This window comes from Enterobacter cloacae complex sp. I3 (assembly GCF_014896175.1).
GTDB classification, from domain to species: Bacteria; Pseudomonadota; Gammaproteobacteria; order Enterobacterales; family Enterobacteriaceae; genus Enterobacter; species Enterobacter bugandensis.
Window position 1 is genome coordinate 139327 of record NZ_JADBQZ010000009.1, and the last position, 15400, is coordinate 154726.

A 15400-nucleotide genomic window follows, 5' to 3' on the forward strand; every position below is an offset into this window, starting at 1 on the left:
TTTTAATGTGAGGGCGCCAGGCCGCACGCTACGGACGATACACCTTCACGTTCGCGAATCCCTGCTCGCGCAGGTACAGCGCCTGCAGGCGGCTCATCACCCCGCGCTCACACCACAGCAGATACGTTTTGCTCTGATCGAGGTCGCCAAACTTAGTGCTCAGCTTGTAGAACGGCAGAGAAACCACCTCTACGCCTTCCACCTTAAGCGGCTTGTCATCTTGCTCGTCAATGGAGCGGATATCCAGAATCGCATCGTTCGCACCGAAACCGCTCACGGTTTCCACTTCAACCACTTCCTGCTCGGTCTGCTGGGCAATCTCGCGGATGTCGATGTTGGACGCTTCTGCCACCACTCTTTCCAGGATGCTGAAATCGAAGTTCTCTTCTTCCGCTTCGATCTTCGCCTTCACTGCCTTGACGGTCGGGCTTTTTGAGATCACGCCGCAGTATTCCGGCATGGTGCGGGCAAAGTCTTCGGTGCCGATTTCGCGCGCCAGGTCGATGATGTGCTCTTTATCGTGGGAGATCAGCGGGCGCAGGATCAGCGTATCTGATACGTTGTCGATCAGACGCAGGTTGGTCAGTGTCTGGCTGGAGACCTGGCCCAGCGCTTCGCCGGTGACCAGCGCCTGCACGCCATAGCGCTCGGCGACTTTGGACGCCGCGCGCACCATCATACGTTTGAGGATCACGCCCATCTGTCCGTCATCCACTTTTTCAAGGATTTCGCCCACTACCGGCTCAAAGTTGATCGCCACAAAACGCACGCGGTGAGAACTGCCGAAGCGGTTCCACAGGTAATGCGCCACCTGACGAACGCCAATTTCATGCGCCGCGCCGCCCAGGTTGAAGAAGCAGTAGTGCACGCGGCAGCCGCGACGCATCAGCATGTAGCTGGAGACGCCGGAGTCGAAGCCGCCCGAGATCAGCGACAGCACATCTTCCTGCGTGCCGATCGGGAAACCGCCAATACCTTCATAACGGCCCTTAACCAGCAGCAGACGATCGTTCTCGATCTCAAGGTTAACGGTGACGTCCGGGTTAGTCAGGCGCACGCGCGCCGTCTCAACGTGCTGGTTCAGACCGCCGCCAACGTAGCGCTCGACTTCAATCGAGCTGAACTCGTGCTTACCGCGACGCTTCACGCGCACGCAGAAGGTTTTGCCTTCGATCTGGTCGCGGTACTGTACCAGCGCCTTTTCGAAGATATCGTGCATATCGCTGAACGGAACGTCTTCCACTTCCAGAATATGGTGAATACCTGGAATACGGGTCAGCGCGTCGCGAATATCAAGGCGTTTGCTTTCGTCTTTCGCGCGGACTTCAACGTGGTCCCAGTGACGCACCACGGCGAGCGTTTCGTCGTAGTGTTTTAATACGTTACGAATGTTCCCGGTGAGAATTTTAATAAAGCGCAAACGCACAGATTGGCTTTTGATGGTGATTTCAGGGAACAATTTAATGATAAACTTCATGGCGGCAATGTTTCTTAGGCAAGCTTATAAAGGCTTGTAGTGGAAAATGATACAGCAGCCCACACCCGTGGCTGCATCCAGGCGCGCAAGTATACCACCATCGCGCCACTCGCGTTATTTGATAATTGCCCCGAGTCCGTTACCATGTTGGGGCGAAGAATATAAGAGTTAATTCACTATGCCGAAGAAGAACGACGCACCGGCCAGTTTTGAAACTGCGCTGAGTGAGCTTGAGCAGATTGTTACCCGCCTCGAGAGCGGCGATTTACCGCTGGAAGACGCCCTCAACGAATTTGAGCGCGGTGTGCAGCTTGCGCGCCAGGGGCAGGTAAAACTCCAGCAGGCCGAGCAGCGTGTGCAGATCCTGCTTTCCGACAGCGAAGACGCTAAAACCACGCCATTCACACCGGACGCCGAGTAAATGGATTTTACCAACGCGCTTCAGGCGCGCGTCGTTCGCGCCAACGACGCCCTGCGCCGTTTTATTGAGCCGCAGCCTTTTCAGAACACTCCACTGGTTGAAGCCATGCACTATGGCGCACTCTTAGGGGGAAAACGGCTGCGTCCGTTCCTGGTGTATGCCACGGGCAACATGTTTGGCATCAGCGATAATACGCTGGACGCCCCGGCAGCCGCCGTGGAGTGCATCCATGCCTACTCGCTGATCCACGACGATCTCCCGGCGATGGACGACGACGATCTGCGCCGGGGTCAGCCAACCTGCCACATTAAGTTTGGCGAGGCGAATGCCATTCTGGCGGGCGATGCCTTGCAGACGCTGGCGTTCTCGATTCTCAGTGATGCGCCGATGGCGGAAGTGGCCGACCGCGACCGCCTGGCGATGATCTCCGAACTGGCAATGGCCAGCGGCGTGGCCGGCATGTGCGGCGGTCAGGCGCTGGATCTTGAAGCGGAAGGACGTCAGGTTAATCTGGAACAGCTGGAGCGTATTCATCGCCATAAGACGGGCGCGCTTATTCGTTCCGCCGTTCGCCTGGGCGCGCTGAGCGCGGGTGAGCAAGGGCGCAAAGCCCTGCCGATTCTGGACAGATACGCAGAAAGTATCGGTCTGGCATTCCAGGTTCAGGATGACATTCTGGATGTGGTGGGCGATACTGCAACATTGGGTAAACGTCAGGGTGCGGACCAGCAGCTTGGCAAAAGTACCTATCCCGCCCTGCTGGGTCTTGAGCAAGCCCAACGTAAAGCCCGGGATCTGATTGACGATGCCCGCCAGTCGCTGAATGAGCTGGCCGCGCAATCGCTGGATACCTCGGCACTGGAAGCGCTAGCGGACTATATAATCCAGCGTGATAAATAAACTATATATCTCGATGAGCCTTTGATGAGTTTTGATATTGCCAAATACCCGACACTGGCGTTAGTTGACTCCACCCAGGAGTTACGTCTGTTGCCGAAAGAGAGTCTGCCGAAGCTGTGTGACGAGCTGCGTCGCTACCTGCTCGACAGCGTTAGCCGCTCCAGCGGCCACTTCGCCTCCGGGCTTGGCACGGTTGAGCTGACCGTGGCGTTGCATTACGTCTATAACACGCCGTTCGATCAGCTTATCTGGGACGTGGGCCACCAGGCTTATCCGCACAAAATTCTGACCGGACGTCGCGATAAAATTGGCACCATTCGTCAGAAGGGCGGCCTGCACCCGTTCCCGTGGCGCGGTGAGAGCGAGTATGACGTGCTGAGCGTCGGCCACTCCTCTACCTCCATTTCTGCGGGCATCGGTATTGCCGTTGCCGCCGAGAAAGAGAACAAGCAGCGCCGCACCGTCTGCGTGATTGGCGACGGTGCGATCACCGCCGGGATGGCTTTTGAAGCCATGAACCACGCGGGCGATATCAAGCCGGACATGCTGGTTATCCTCAACGATAACGAAATGTCGATCTCCGAGAACGTCGGCGCGCTGAACAACCATCTGGCGCAGCTGCTTTCCGGCAAGCTTTACTCGTCGCTGCGGGAAGGCGGGAAAAAAGTTTTCTCCGGCGTGCCGCCGATCAAAGAGCTGCTCAAGCGTACCGAAGAACACATCAAAGGCATGGTCGTGCCGGGCACGCTGTTCGAAGAGCTGGGCTTTAACTATATCGGCCCGGTGGACGGGCACGATGTGCTGGGTCTGGTGACCACGCTTAAAAACATGCGCGACCTGAAAGGCCCGCAGTTCCTGCACATCATGACCAAAAAAGGGCGTGGCTACGAACCGGCAGAGAAAGATCCGATCACCTTCCACGCGGTGCCAAAGTTCGACCATACCAGCGGCTGCCTGCCGAAAAGCAGCGGCGGAATGCCGAGCTACTCAAAAATCTTTGGCGACTGGCTGTGCGAGACGGCGGCAAAAGATCACAAGCTGATGGCGGTTACGCCTGCCATGCGTGAAGGCTCCGGCATGGTCGAGTTCTCCAAAAAATACCCGGACCAGTATTTCGACGTCGCCATTGCCGAGCAGCACGCGGTCACCTTTGCGGCAGGCCTGGCGATTGGCGGCTACAAGCCGGTGGTGGCGATTTATTCCACCTTCCTGCAGCGCGCCTACGACCAGGTGATCCATGACGTTGCCATCCAGAAGCTGCCGGTGCTGTTTGCTATCGATCGCGCGGGCATCGTGGGGGCTGACGGCCAGACGCACCAGGGGGCGTTTGATCTCTCCTTCCTGCGCTGCATCCCGGACATGGTCATCATGACGCCAAGCGACGAAAACGAGTGTCGTCAGATGCTGTATACCGGCTACCACTATCAGGACGGCCCCTGCGCGGTACGTTATCCGCGCGGCAATGCCCTTGGCGTTGAACTTCAGCCGCTGGAAAAACTGGACATCGGTAAAGGTCTGGTGAAACGTCGCGGCGAAAAAGTGGCGATCCTGAACTTTGGTACGCTGATGCCGGAAGCGGCAAAAGTCGCTGAAGCCCTGAACGCGACGCTGGTGGATATGCGCTTTGTGAAGCCGCTCGATGAGTCTCTGATTCTGAGCATGGCGGAAAGCCACGACGTGCTGGTCACGCTGGAAGAGAACGCCATCATGGGCGGTGCGGGCAGCGGCGTTAACGAGGTACTGATGGCGAACCGTAAATTGGTTCCGGTGCTGAACCTCGGCCTGCCGGACCACTTCATCCCGCAAGGCACTCAGGACGAGGCGCGTTCCGACATCGGCCTGGACGCCGCCGGTATCGAAGCCAGAATCCGCAGCTGGCTGGCCTGATCCCTCCCCTTTTCCGCTCCTGCTATGCTTAAACGTATTGTTTAAACAGCAGGAGCGGAACCATGCAATACACGACATTAGGAAAAACGGACCTCAGGGTGTCCCGGCTTTGCCTGGGCTGCATGACCTTTGGCGAGCCTGACCGGGGAAATCACGCCTGGACGCTGCCGGAAGAGAGCAGCCGCCCTATCATCAAGCGCGCCATAGACGGCGGCATCAACTTCTTCGATACCGCCAACAGCTACTCTGACGGCAGCAGCGAAGAGATTGTGGGCCGCGCTCTGCGTGATTTTGCTCGTCGGGATGAGATTGTGGTCGCCACCAAGGTGTATTACCCGTCAGGCGATCTGGCTGAAGGCCTCTCTCGCGCGCAGATCCTGCGCTCCATTGATGACAGTCTCAGACGCCTGAACATGGATTACGTCGACCTGCTGCAAATTCACCGCTGGGATTACAACACGCCAATTGAAGAAACCCTTGAAGCGCTGAACGATGTCGTGAAAGCAGGTAAAGCGCGCTATATCGGCGCGTCGTCAATGCACGCATCTCAGTTTGCTCAGGCGCTCGATCTCCAGGCGCAGCACGGCTGGGCACGCTTTGTCACCATGCAGGATCACTACAACCTGATTTACCGGGAAGAAGAACGCGAGATGCTGCCGCTCTGCTACCAGGAAGGCGTGGCGGTGATCCCGTGGAGCCCGCTGGCGCGCGGACGCTTAACCCGTCCGTGGGGAGAAACCACGGCGCGGCTGGTATCGGATGAAGTGGGTAAAAATCTTTATTCCGGTACCGAAGCCAGCGATGCGCTGATTGCCGAACGTTTAGCCGGGATCGCCGACGATATCGGCGCAACGCGCGCGCAGGTGGCGCTGGCGTGGCTGCTGGGCAAGCGGGGTGTCGCCGCACCGATTATTGGTACATCGCGGGAAGAACAGCTGGACGAGTTGTTAAGCGCGGTGGATTTATCGCTGACGCCGGAGCAGGTTGCCGAGCTGGAGACGCCGTATCAGCAGCATCCGGTGGTGGGGTTTAAGTAAACACTTGCCGGGTGGCGTACGCTTACCCGGCAATACTGAGCGCACAAACTTACCCGAAGTGATCGTACCCTTTCCAGTCCAGCGTAACGGGCGCACCGTCTTTCACAAACTTCAGCCCTTCACTCTCCGGCATGATCTGACCGATGCAGGTAAACTTTGCGCCAAGATGGGCCAATGCCACATCCAGCGTTCCACGGTTCAGCTCTGGCACCGTGAAGCACAGCTCGTAGTCTTCCCCACCGGAGAGCGCCCAGCGCAGCGCCTGCTCAGGCTCCACATGGCGAAGCAGTTGCTCCGAAAGCGGGAACAGATCCAGGTCAACGCGCGCGCCCACCCCGCTGGCCTTCAGGATATGGCCGAGGTCCGAGATGAGACCGTCAGAGAGATCGATAGCCGAACTGGCCCGCTCGCGCAGCGCCTGACCGTGCAGAATACGTGGTGTCGGGCGCAGGTGGCGCTTCACCAGATACGCCGCATCGTCAGCGTCCTTCACGTTTAAGCGATCCTGAAGGATCGCCAGCCCTGCCGCGCTGTCTCCCGGCGTCCCGGTCACGTAGATCCAGTCGCCCGGTTTAGCGCCCGAGCGCTTCAGCGCGCGACCGAGCGGCACATAGCCGTGGATCGCCAGCGTCATCGACAGCGGCCCGGCAGTCGTATCGCCGCCAATCAGCTGCATATCGTAGTAGTTCAGCTGTTCAAACAGCGCATCGCTGAACGCTTCAAGCCAGGCTTCATCCACCTCCGGCAGCGTCAGGGCCAGCGTCAGCCAGGCCGGGTCGGCGCCCATTGCCGCCAGATCGCTGACGTTGCCCGCCAGCGCTTTATACGCCAGATCGGCAGGATCGATATCACGTAAGAAATGACGTCCGCACACTAAGGTGTCGGTGCTGATTGCCAGCGTCTGCTTTTCAGGAATATTGAGAAGTGCACAGTCATCGCCAATGCCGGTTTCAACATCAAGACGAGAGGTTCTGACACGGTCGAAATAACGGGCAATCAGGGAGAATTCGCCGCATGCCATACGTTATGCCTCAGCAAATAAAAGAAAAAACCGGAGCCGCACTGCCCGTCAGGCAATGCAGAACTCCGGTTTGCGGATCACTTTTTGTGGGGACGGATCGCAGGTGCGGCTTTATCAAGTACGCCGTTAACGAACTTGTGGCTGTCTTCAGCGCCGAAGGTTTTCGCCAGTTCGATCGCTTCGTTGATGGCCACTTTGTACGGCACATCATCACGTTTAGACAGCTCAAACAGCGCGATACGCAACACTGCTTTTTCCACCTGGCCCAGCTCTTCGAGCAGACGGGACAGGTATGGCTTCATCAGGCCATCGAGATACGCGCTATTAGTCGCCACTCCCGACAGCAGTTCACGGAAGTACAGAACGTCAACGTCTTTCACGTCCTGTTCTGACAGGAACTGGTATTCAACATCAGCGATGTCGTTCTGGGACAACTGCCAGGAGTAAAGTGCCTGGACGGCACATTCACGGGCGCGGCGACGAGCAGCAGGTTTCACGGAATTCCCCTTACAAAAAAATCAGGCCTTAATGGCTTTCAATACATTGATCATTTCAAGCGCGGTCAGTGCAGCTTCTGCACCTTTGTTACCGGCTTTGGTGCCAGCACGTTCGATGGCTTGTTCAATACTTTCGGTGGTCAGCACGCCGAACGCGACAGGAATTTCAGCATCCTGCGCAACGTGTGCCAGACCGTTGCTTGCACCGCCCGCAACGTATTCGAAGTGCGCAGTGCCGCCACGAATAACGGTACCCAGCGCAATCACCGCGTCGTATTTACCGGTTTTCGCCAGCGCGCCCGCCGCCAGTGGCAGTTCATAAGCGCCTGGAACCCAAACAACGGTAATGTTGTCATCTTTAACCTGGCCGATACGTTTCAGGGCGTCAATCGCACCTTCCAGCAGGCTATCGTTGATGAAGTTGTTGAAACGCGCAATGGTGATGGCGACGCGAGCGTCCGGGGTAGCTACAGCAGCTTCAATAATGTTCATACTCTTCCTTTACGGGTTCATTTGGCCCCGCAGGGGGGCGGATTTTATCATAATACTTTGCGCACTGCTTCCCTATTTCGGGAGCAATTACGCTGTCGTTAAATGGAGGCAGACATCCGGACCCACCGGACGAATCTCGCTGAATGTGAGTTGCGGTGCATCGGCCAGTTTTTCAAGGCCAGGCAGCACAAACAGGCCGCGCGCGTCGTGACCTAACAGTTTAGGCGCAACGTAGACGAGCAGTTCATCCACCAGCCCCGCCTGGAGCAGCGCGCCGGCGAGCGTCGGACCGGCTTCGACCCAGATACTGTTCACCTGCTGCTTGCCGAGCAACATCATCAGCACCACGAGATCCAGATGTCCGTTATGCTCCGGCACCATAATGCTGCGCACGCCTTCCGGCCATTCGCGCGTATCTTCTTTGGTGCGCGCAATCCAGGTTTCACCCGGCTGCTGCACGATGCGGTGCGCCGGGGTCACGCGGTTCTGGCTATCAATAATAATACGCAGCGGCTGGCGCAGGTTCTCCTGCGGATAAAGCGCCTGGGTATCGGCATTCAGCTCATCCCAGCGCACGGTCATGGCCGGATCGTCAGCCAGAACGGTTTCACTGCTGGTGAGGATAGCATGGCTTTGCGCGCGCAGACGTTGCACATCGCGCCTTGCCTGCGGCGAGGTGATCCACTGGCTTTCACCGTTCGCCATTGCCGTACGGCCGTCCAGCGAGGCGCCCAGCTTAAGCTGAATAAACGGGAAGCCGGTGCGCATGCGCTTCAGAAAGCCTTTGTTGATGGCTTCCGCATCTTGCATCATCAGGCCGTGGCTGACGTCGATCCCTTCCTGTTGCAGACGATACAGGCCGCGGCCCGCCACCTGCGGGTTAGGATCCTGCATAGCGGCGACCACGCGCGAAACCCCTGCCGCAATCAGCGCTTCACAGCACGGCGGCGTGCGCCCGTGGTGGCTGCAGGGCTCAAGCGTCACGTAGGCCGTCGCGCCTCGCGCTTTCTCCCCCGCCATACGCAGGGCATGCACTTCAGCATGCGGCTCGCCTGCGCGATAGTGAAACCCTTCCCCCACGATCTCGCCATCTTTCACGATAACGCACCCGACGTTGGGGTTAGGATGGGTGGTAAAACGACCGCGCTGCGCCAGCTTCATGGCTCGCGCCATGTACTTCTCATCCTGCATGGGCTTAATCCTGTAAGCGGGCGATCTCTTCGCCAAACTCTTTGATATCTTCGAAACTGCGGTAGACAGAGGCGAAGCGGATATAGGCGACCTTATCGAGCTTTTTCAGCTGCTCCATCACCAGGTTGCCGATCATTTTGCTCGGCACTTCACGCTCGCCCAGGCCACGCAGGTAAGATTTAATGTGGTTTAACGCCATTTCGACATCATCCGCGCTGACGGGCCGTTTTTCGAGGGCCTTCAGCATTCCGCTGCGCAGTTTCTCTTCGTTAAACGGCTCGCGCACGTCGTTACTTTTTACCACGCGCGGCATTACCAGCTCTGCAACCTCAAAGGTCGTGAAACGCTCGTTGCACACCAGACACTGCCGACGACGGCGCACAGAAGACCCTTCGCCCACAAGGCGAGAGTCGATGACTTTGGTATCCACAGCGGAGCAGAATGGGCAATGCATACGGTATCCCTGTTATCTGGTTAACTGATTTTCATTTTACCCTGATCTGGCCCGACAACAAAGGAGGAGCTTTTTTGAGACAAAGGATCTATGTCCGGCGGTACGTTGCTGGCTACCATTATGGGGATCCGTCATTTCAAGGAATAAACGCTATGACAAGACGTTACCTGAAAATTTTACTGGTGGGGAGCCTCTTCACCCTTAGTGCCTGTGCACAGCAAACCGAAGTCCGCCAGATGAAACAAAGCGTGAATACGCTCAACACGGCGATGGACAAACTGAACAAAGAAACGGTGAAGATCACCCAGCAAAACGCGCTGAACGCTAAATCCACCAGCGGGGTATATCTGCTGCCAGGAGCGAATACGCCTGCCCTGCTTAACAGCCAGATTGGCACGCTGAAGATGTCTCTGGTGAATGTGGCGGCGAATGCGGATGGTACGCGCGCAACATTACGTATTCACGGTGAGTCCAACGATCCGCTGCCTGCCTTCAGCGGCACCGTTGAGTGGGGCCAGATCCAGGGCACCACGGAGAGCTACCAGGAGGTGAACGTGAAGAACCAGCTGTTCACCGCTCCGGCCAGCGTGTTAGCGCCCAGCGATGTGGATATTCCACTTCAGCTAAGCGGACTTACGCCTGAGCAGTTAGGCTTTATCCGCATTCACGACATCCAACCCGCCGCGCAGTAATCCCTTCCTTTTTAGCGGAGTGAAATGTCACTCCGCTAACATTTACATTTCGTATGGATTGGCAACAGAAATGATTGCCGCTACAATCCCGGCCGTTTAAAGTACGCAAACGTGAACGCAATCGATTACGCGTGTGAGAGATATGTGAAACAACACATATTTTTGTGAGCAGGGATTCCTATAATAGGCACCGCAGAAACACGAAATATTTAGAAACGCAATTCGCGCATTTTTCACTCCCGGAAGGGAATTTCAATCAGTGGCATGATTATGAAAAAAACATTACTCGCAGCCGGTGCAGTTCTGGCACTGTCCTCCTCTTTCACTGTTAACGCAGCGGAAAACGAGAAACCACAATACCTCTCCGACTGGTGGCACCAGAGCGTTAACGTGGTAGGCAGCTACCACACCCGTTTCGGACCGCAGATCCGCAACGATACCTACCTGGAATATGAAGCGTTCGCCAAGAAAGACTGGTTTGATTTCTACGGCTATATGGATGCGCCTGTGTTCTTCGGTGGTAACACCGATGCGAAAGGTATCTGGAACCACGGTTCCCCACTGTTCATGGAGATTGAACCGCGCTTCTCCATCGACAAACTGACCGGTACCAGCCTGGCGTTTGGTCCGTTCAAAGAGTGGTACTTCGCGAACAACTACATCTACGACATGGGCCGCAATAAGTCCGGTCGTCAGAGCACCTGGTATATGGGTCTGGGTACTGACATTGACACCGGCCTGCCGATGAGCCTGTCCCTGAACGTGTATGCAAAATACCAGTGGCAGAACTACGGCGCAGCGAATGAAAACGAGTGGGACGGCTACCGTTTCAAAGTGAAATACTTCGTGCCAATTACCCAGCTGTGGGGCGGTAATCTGAGCTACATCGGTTTCACTAACTTTGACTGGGGCTCAGACCTGGGCGACGACGATTTCCGTGACCTGAACGGCAAGAAAGCGCGTACCAACGATTCCATCGCCTCCAGCCACATCCTGGCGCTGAACTACGATCACTGGCACTACTCTGTTGTTGCGCGTTACTGGCACAACGGTGGCCAGTGGAACGACGACGCGAGCCTGAACTTCGGTAACGGCGACTTTAGCGTCCGCTCTACCGGCTGGGGTGGTTACCTGGTCGTGGGTTACAACTTCTAATCAATGCGGGATTGTGCGGGCTGGTGCCCTCACCCCTTCCCTCTCCCACGGGAGAGGGCGCGAACACAAAAAACGGCAACATCGTTGCCGTTTTGCTTTTACCTCGCCACCCGGCTTTTTACTGCTTCACCTTGCGCAAAAAATCCGCCAAAGACCTGTCCGCACTCTCACTGAACCGCCTCTCCGTCATTACAACTTTGAGACACCGGTCGAGCCGGAAACAGCGGTAGTCCTCGCGACGTTCACACCATGCCGCCAGCAGCCAGCGCTCCCCCCAGAAGAACAACCCCAGCGGCTGTACCTCACGTTTTGAGAGCAGCCCGGCTTCATCACGATAATGCATCGCCAATACGCGCTGAGCGGAAATCGCCTGGTGAATCATGTCAAAATCGCTGCGGGAGTGGCTTTGCATGCAAAAATCCGGGGCGTAGATCCGCGTCTGCTCCGCCTTTCTGCGGCTCTCCTCGGGCAGAATAGCCAGCACCTTCTCCTGGGCCGACTCCAGCTCGCGCGACAGCGATTCACCTCCCCAGGTTTTGAGCAGGCGAATCGCGACCATCAGCGCTTCGGATTCCTTATTTGTCAGCATCAGTGGCGGCAGGTCAAAACCCGACATCAGCCGATATCCGCTTCCCGCCTCGCCTTCCACCGGCACGCCGGAAAGCGACAGGTCGCGGATATCGCGGTAGACCGTGCGCTCGGACACGCCAAGCCGGTCCGCCAGATGCGCTGCCGTTGTCAGACGCCTGCCCCGCAGGATCTGCACAATCTGAAACAAACGGTCAGCGCGTCGGGTCATAACGTCATTCGCTCTCAGGCAGGTTGATGAAGGCCGACGCGGTTACCCTCGCTGTCGGTAAACAGTGCGATAGTGCCGATACCTTGCGGCAGTTCCTGCGGGCCAAACACGCACTCGCCGCCCGCAGAGGCAATGCGATCGAGCGTGGCCGCCAGATTGTCAGTATGCAGGTAAATAATAGCGCCCTGCAAAGAGGGCGTAACGCCGTCAAATTTTGCCAGCGCTCCTCCGGTTGCGGGATCCTCATGCGGGAAAACCGCCAGCTCGGCAATGTCCATTTTCTCGCGACGCAGCGCGAGCTGCATCACCGGCTCATAAAATTTGATGGCGCGATCCATATCCGAAACCGGAATTTCAAACCAGTTAATTACGCTTTTCATACATCCTCCTGCCTGTTGTTTGGGTTCAGAAGGAGTCTACGGCAGGGCTCCTGACAGCATACTGTCAGGAGTGTTTGTCAGGAGCAGATAAAAAAAATCCCGGTCAACAGACCGGGATTCCGATAACGCGCTAAACGTCGCCTTACGGCAGAATGGACGGCTGATCCGCCCCTTCTTTCTCGACCTTCTGCTGGAGCAGGTGCTCGCGCTTCATGCCAAGTTTCAGTGCCAGAGCGGACGCCACGTAAATAGACGACGCCGTACCGATGGAGACACCGATCAGCATGGTCAGCGAGAAGCCTTCCAGCACCGGGCCACCGAAGAGGAACAGCATCAGGATCACCATCAGGGTAGTACCGGAGGTGATCAAGGTACGATGCAGCGTCTGGGTCAACGACACGTTAAAGATTTCGTACGGCGTGCCGCGACGGATCTTACGGAAGTTTTCACGGATACGGTCAGATACCACGATACTGTCGTTCAGTGAGTAACCGATCACGGACATCAGGGATGCCACGATGGTCAGGTCAATCTCAATGTGGAACAGAGACAGTATGCCCATGGTGATCACCACGTCGTGCGCCAGGGCGATAACCACACCGGCCGCCAGTCGCCACTCGAAGCGGAAACCGACGTACACCAGGATGGAGATCAGCGCCACCAGCAGCGCCATGGCGCCGGTTTGCGCCAGGTCCGCACCCACGCTCGGGCCGACGAACTCAATACGCTTGACCGCCGCGCTCTGGCTGGTGGTCTCGTTAATGACCTGTACGACCTTGCTGCCCAGCTCCTGGCTGCCGTTGGCATCGTGCACCGGCGGCATACGCACCATGATGTCGCGGCTGCTGCCGAAGTTCTGCAGCAGCGGCTCTTCAAAGCCCGCTTTCTGCAGAGACAGGCGCATCTGGTCCATATCGACCGGTTTTTCCAGGGAGATCTCGATGACCGTACCACCGGTGAAATCCAGCCCCCAGTTAAAGCCCTTCACGCCCATAACGATGATGGACAGAATCAGCAGTAAACCTGAAATGCCGAAAGCCCAGTAGTCCCAGCGCATAAAGTCCCAGACTTTACGGCCATGGTTCAATTGTTCAACAGTATATTCCTGTGCCACAACGCACTCCTCAGATAGACAGCTTTTTGACGCGCTTGCCGCCGTACAGCAGGTTCACGATGGCACGGGTGCCGACAATAGCGGTAAACATTGACGTTGCGACACCGATACCGGTGGTAATCGCAAAGCCTTTGATCGCGCCAGTACCCACTGCATACAGGATAAGAACCTTAATCAGTGTTGTTACGTTCGCATCGAAGATAGAGCTGAACGCGCCTTTATAACCTTCGTCAATCGCCTGCTGGACAGAGCGACCGTTGCTCAACTCTTCTTTGATACGTTCGTTAATCAGTACGTTGGCGTCGACCGCCACCGCAAGGGTCAGAACGATACCCGCAATCCCCGGCATGGTCAGCGTCGCCCCCGGCAGCAGGGACATAATGCCGATGATCAGCACCAGGTTTGCAATCAGCGCGGAGGTCGCAATCAGACCGAACTTCTTATAGAAGAAGATCATGAAGAGGATAGAGACCGCCAGACCGGCCAGACACGCTTCCAGACCCTGCTGGATGTTTTGCATACCCAGAGTTGGACCAATGGTACGTTCTTCAACAATCTGAATTGGCGCAATCAGCGCACCGGCACGCAGCAGCAGCGAGAGCTGACGCGCTTCGTTCGGGTTACTAATACCGGTAATACGGAAGCTGTTACCCAGACGAGACTGGATGTTGGCGATGTTAATCACCTCTTCCTCTTTCACCAGCACCGCACGACCATTTGCATCTTTCTTACCGCTGTCTTTGTACTCCACGAACAGGGTCGCCATCGGTTTGCCGATGTTGTCCTTGGTGAAGTTAGACATGATGTTACCACCCGCGCTATCCAGCGAGATGTTAACCTGCGGCTGGTTGTACTCATCCTGGCTTGAAGTGGAGTCGGTGATGTGGTCACCGGTCAGGATCACGCGCTTGTACAGCACAACCGGCTGACCTTCACGGGTCTGTTTCACTTCGGAGTCACCCGGAATACGGCCAGACGCCGCGGCAGACTGATCGACATTGGAGTTCACCAGACGGAATTCCAGCGTCGCGGTCGCACCGAGGATCTCTTTCGCACGCGCGGTATCCTGGATACCCGGCAGTTCAACCACGATACGGTCAGCACCCTGACGCTGTACCAGCGGCTCAGCCACACCCAGCTGGTTTACACGGTTACGCAGAATGTTGATGTTCTGCTGAACGGCATATTCACGCGCTTCTTTCAGACGCGCATCGGTCATCACCGCACGCAGCTGGTTGCTGCCCTGAGAGGTGATCACCAGGTCACGGTGACGTTGGGTCAGGTAATCTACAGCCTGATCGCGCGCCGCGCTGTCGCGGAACGTGATGCTCATGCCGTAGTTATCTTCTTTACGCACGGTAGTGTATGGGATGCCTTTGTCGCGCAGATCGCTGCGCAGGCTGTCGATATTCTGTTCCTGCAGCTTGCCGAGCGCGGTATCCATATCCACTTCCATCAGGAAGTGAACGCCGCCACGCAGGTCAAGACCCAGCTTCATTGGCTCTGCGTTCAGCGCAGCCAGCCAGCGAGGGGTTGCAGGAGCAAGGTTAAGCGCCACGACATATTTGTCACCCAGCACGCCCATCAGCGCTTCGCGAGCGCGGAGCTGCGTGTCGGTGGTGTCGAAGCGAGCAAGAATTGCACCCTCTTCCAGAGCCACAGACTTAGCGGTAATTTTTTCTTCTTGTAACGTTTTCTGGACCTGGATCAGCGTTTGCTCACTGGCGGCGACACCGCGCGCGCCAGTGATTTGAACGGCCGGATCCTCACCATACAGGTTGGGAAGCGCGTACAGCAGGCCGACGATAATCACGACGACCAGCATGATGTACTTCCACAAAGGATAACGGTTTAACACGGCAGTTCCCTTTGGGAAAAGTTGG

General features: G+C 56.8%; 16 protein-coding genes. 6 read left to right on the plus strand and 10 right to left on the minus strand.

Annotated elements, in window-relative coordinates:
- Positions 1 to 28 precede the first annotated feature (28 nt).
- Entirely contained in the window at positions 29 to 1477 is a 1449-nt protein-coding gene (thiI, locus tag IM271_RS09055; protein WP_045259896.1) for a tRNA uracil 4-sulfurtransferase ThiI, read from the minus strand.
- A 178-nt stretch (positions 1478 to 1655) separates the two neighbouring features.
- On the opposite strand from thiI, the gene xseB reads away from it, so the two are divergent.
- The 4 genes from xseB to IM271_RS09075 all read left to right on the plus strand — a co-directional run bounded on the left by xseB (position 1656) and on the right by IM271_RS09075 (position 5722).
- Complete coding sequence (gene xseB, locus IM271_RS09060; RefSeq protein ID WP_003859094.1) at positions 1656 to 1898, plus strand: exodeoxyribonuclease VII small subunit; 243 nt, start codon at positions 1656 to 1658, stop codon at positions 1896 to 1898.
- Positions 1899 to 2798, plus strand: a complete 900-nt coding sequence (gene ispA, locus IM271_RS09065) for a (2E,6E)-farnesyl diphosphate synthase (protein ID WP_028012152.1) — start codon at positions 1899 to 1901, stop codon at positions 2796 to 2798. It begins immediately after the preceding gene.
- A gap of 24 nt (positions 2799 to 2822) precedes the next feature.
- Positions 2823 to 4685: a 1-deoxy-D-xylulose-5-phosphate synthase gene (dxs, locus tag IM271_RS09070; RefSeq protein WP_193052475.1), complete on the plus strand. Its 1863-nt coding sequence runs from the start codon at positions 2823 to 2825 to the stop codon at positions 4683 to 4685.
- Between the two features lie 62 nt (positions 4686 to 4747).
- Positions 4748 to 5722, plus strand: coding sequence for an aldo/keto reductase (locus IM271_RS09075; protein WP_028012150.1), 975 nt, complete (start codon positions 4748 to 4750; stop codon positions 5720 to 5722).
- Positions 5723 to 5771: 49 nt separating this feature from the next.
- Here the strand turns inward: IM271_RS09075 and thiL are convergent, their stop codons facing one another.
- The 5 genes from thiL to nrdR form a co-directional block, all read right to left on the minus strand.
- Positions 5772 to 6743 (minus strand): thiamine-phosphate kinase, encoded by a 972-nt coding sequence (gene thiL, locus IM271_RS09080; RefSeq protein WP_193052476.1) that lies wholly within the window; start codon positions 6741 to 6743, stop codon positions 5772 to 5774.
- Between the two features lie 77 nt (positions 6744 to 6820).
- Positions 6821 to 7240 carry a transcription antitermination factor NusB gene (gene nusB / locus IM271_RS09085; RefSeq protein WP_006809908.1) on the minus strand — a complete coding sequence of 140 codons (420 nt, stop codon included), beginning with the start codon at positions 7238 to 7240 and terminating at the stop codon, positions 6821 to 6823.
- A gap of 21 nt (positions 7241 to 7261) precedes the next feature.
- Positions 7262 to 7732, minus strand: a complete 471-nt coding sequence (gene ribE / locus IM271_RS09090) for a 6,7-dimethyl-8-ribityllumazine synthase (RefSeq protein WP_006176874.1) — start codon at positions 7730 to 7732, stop codon at positions 7262 to 7264.
- An 87-nt stretch (positions 7733 to 7819) separates the two neighbouring features.
- Positions 7820 to 8923 carry a bifunctional diaminohydroxyphosphoribosylaminopyrimidine deaminase/5-amino-6-(5-phosphoribosylamino)uracil reductase RibD gene (gene ribD, locus IM271_RS09095; RefSeq protein WP_049001889.1) on the minus strand — a complete coding sequence of 368 codons (1104 nt, stop codon included), beginning with the start codon at positions 8921 to 8923 and terminating at the stop codon, positions 7820 to 7822.
- A gap of 4 nt (positions 8924 to 8927) precedes the next feature.
- Positions 8928 to 9377: a transcriptional regulator NrdR gene (gene nrdR, locus IM271_RS09100; protein ID WP_008503337.1), complete on the minus strand. Its 450-nt coding sequence runs from the start codon at positions 9375 to 9377 to the stop codon at positions 8928 to 8930.
- A gap of 152 nt (positions 9378 to 9529) precedes the next feature.
- Here nrdR and IM271_RS09105 point away from each other — a divergent pair, with 152 nt between their 5' ends.
- Together IM271_RS09105 and IM271_RS09110 are read left to right on the plus strand one after the other, a co-directional pair.
- Positions 9530 to 10069: a DUF3251 domain-containing protein gene (locus tag IM271_RS09105; RefSeq protein ID WP_028012147.1), complete on the plus strand. Its 540-nt coding sequence runs from the start codon at positions 9530 to 9532 to the stop codon at positions 10067 to 10069.
- A 270-nt stretch (positions 10070 to 10339) separates the two neighbouring features.
- Positions 10340 to 11224 carry a nucleoside-specific channel-forming protein Tsx gene (locus IM271_RS09110; RefSeq protein WP_028012146.1) on the plus strand — a complete coding sequence of 295 codons (885 nt, stop codon included), beginning with the start codon at positions 10340 to 10342 and terminating at the stop codon, positions 11222 to 11224.
- A 118-nt stretch (positions 11225 to 11342) separates the two neighbouring features.
- Here the strand turns inward: IM271_RS09110 and IM271_RS09115 are convergent, their stop codons facing one another.
- The 4 genes from IM271_RS09115 to secD all read right to left on the minus strand — a co-directional run bounded on the left by IM271_RS09115 (position 11343) and on the right by secD (position 15375).
- Complete coding sequence (locus IM271_RS09115; RefSeq protein ID WP_063942725.1) at positions 11343 to 12023, minus strand: YafY family protein; 681 nt, start codon at positions 12021 to 12023, stop codon at positions 11343 to 11345.
- A gap of 14 nt (positions 12024 to 12037) precedes the next feature.
- A complete protein-coding gene (locus IM271_RS09120) occupies positions 12038 to 12403 on the minus strand; it encodes a VOC family protein (RefSeq protein WP_193052477.1) in 366 nt (121 codons plus the stop codon).
- A 142-nt stretch (positions 12404 to 12545) separates the two neighbouring features.
- A complete protein-coding gene (gene secF, locus IM271_RS09125; RefSeq protein WP_028012143.1) occupies positions 12546 to 13517 on the minus strand; it encodes a protein translocase subunit SecF in 972 nt (323 codons plus the stop codon).
- Positions 13518 to 13527: 10 nt separating this feature from the next.
- Positions 13528 to 15375 carry a protein translocase subunit SecD gene (secD, locus tag IM271_RS09130; protein WP_072031998.1) on the minus strand — a complete coding sequence of 616 codons (1848 nt, stop codon included), beginning with the start codon at positions 15373 to 15375 and terminating at the stop codon, positions 13528 to 13530.
- Positions 15376 to 15400 lie beyond the last annotated feature (25 nt).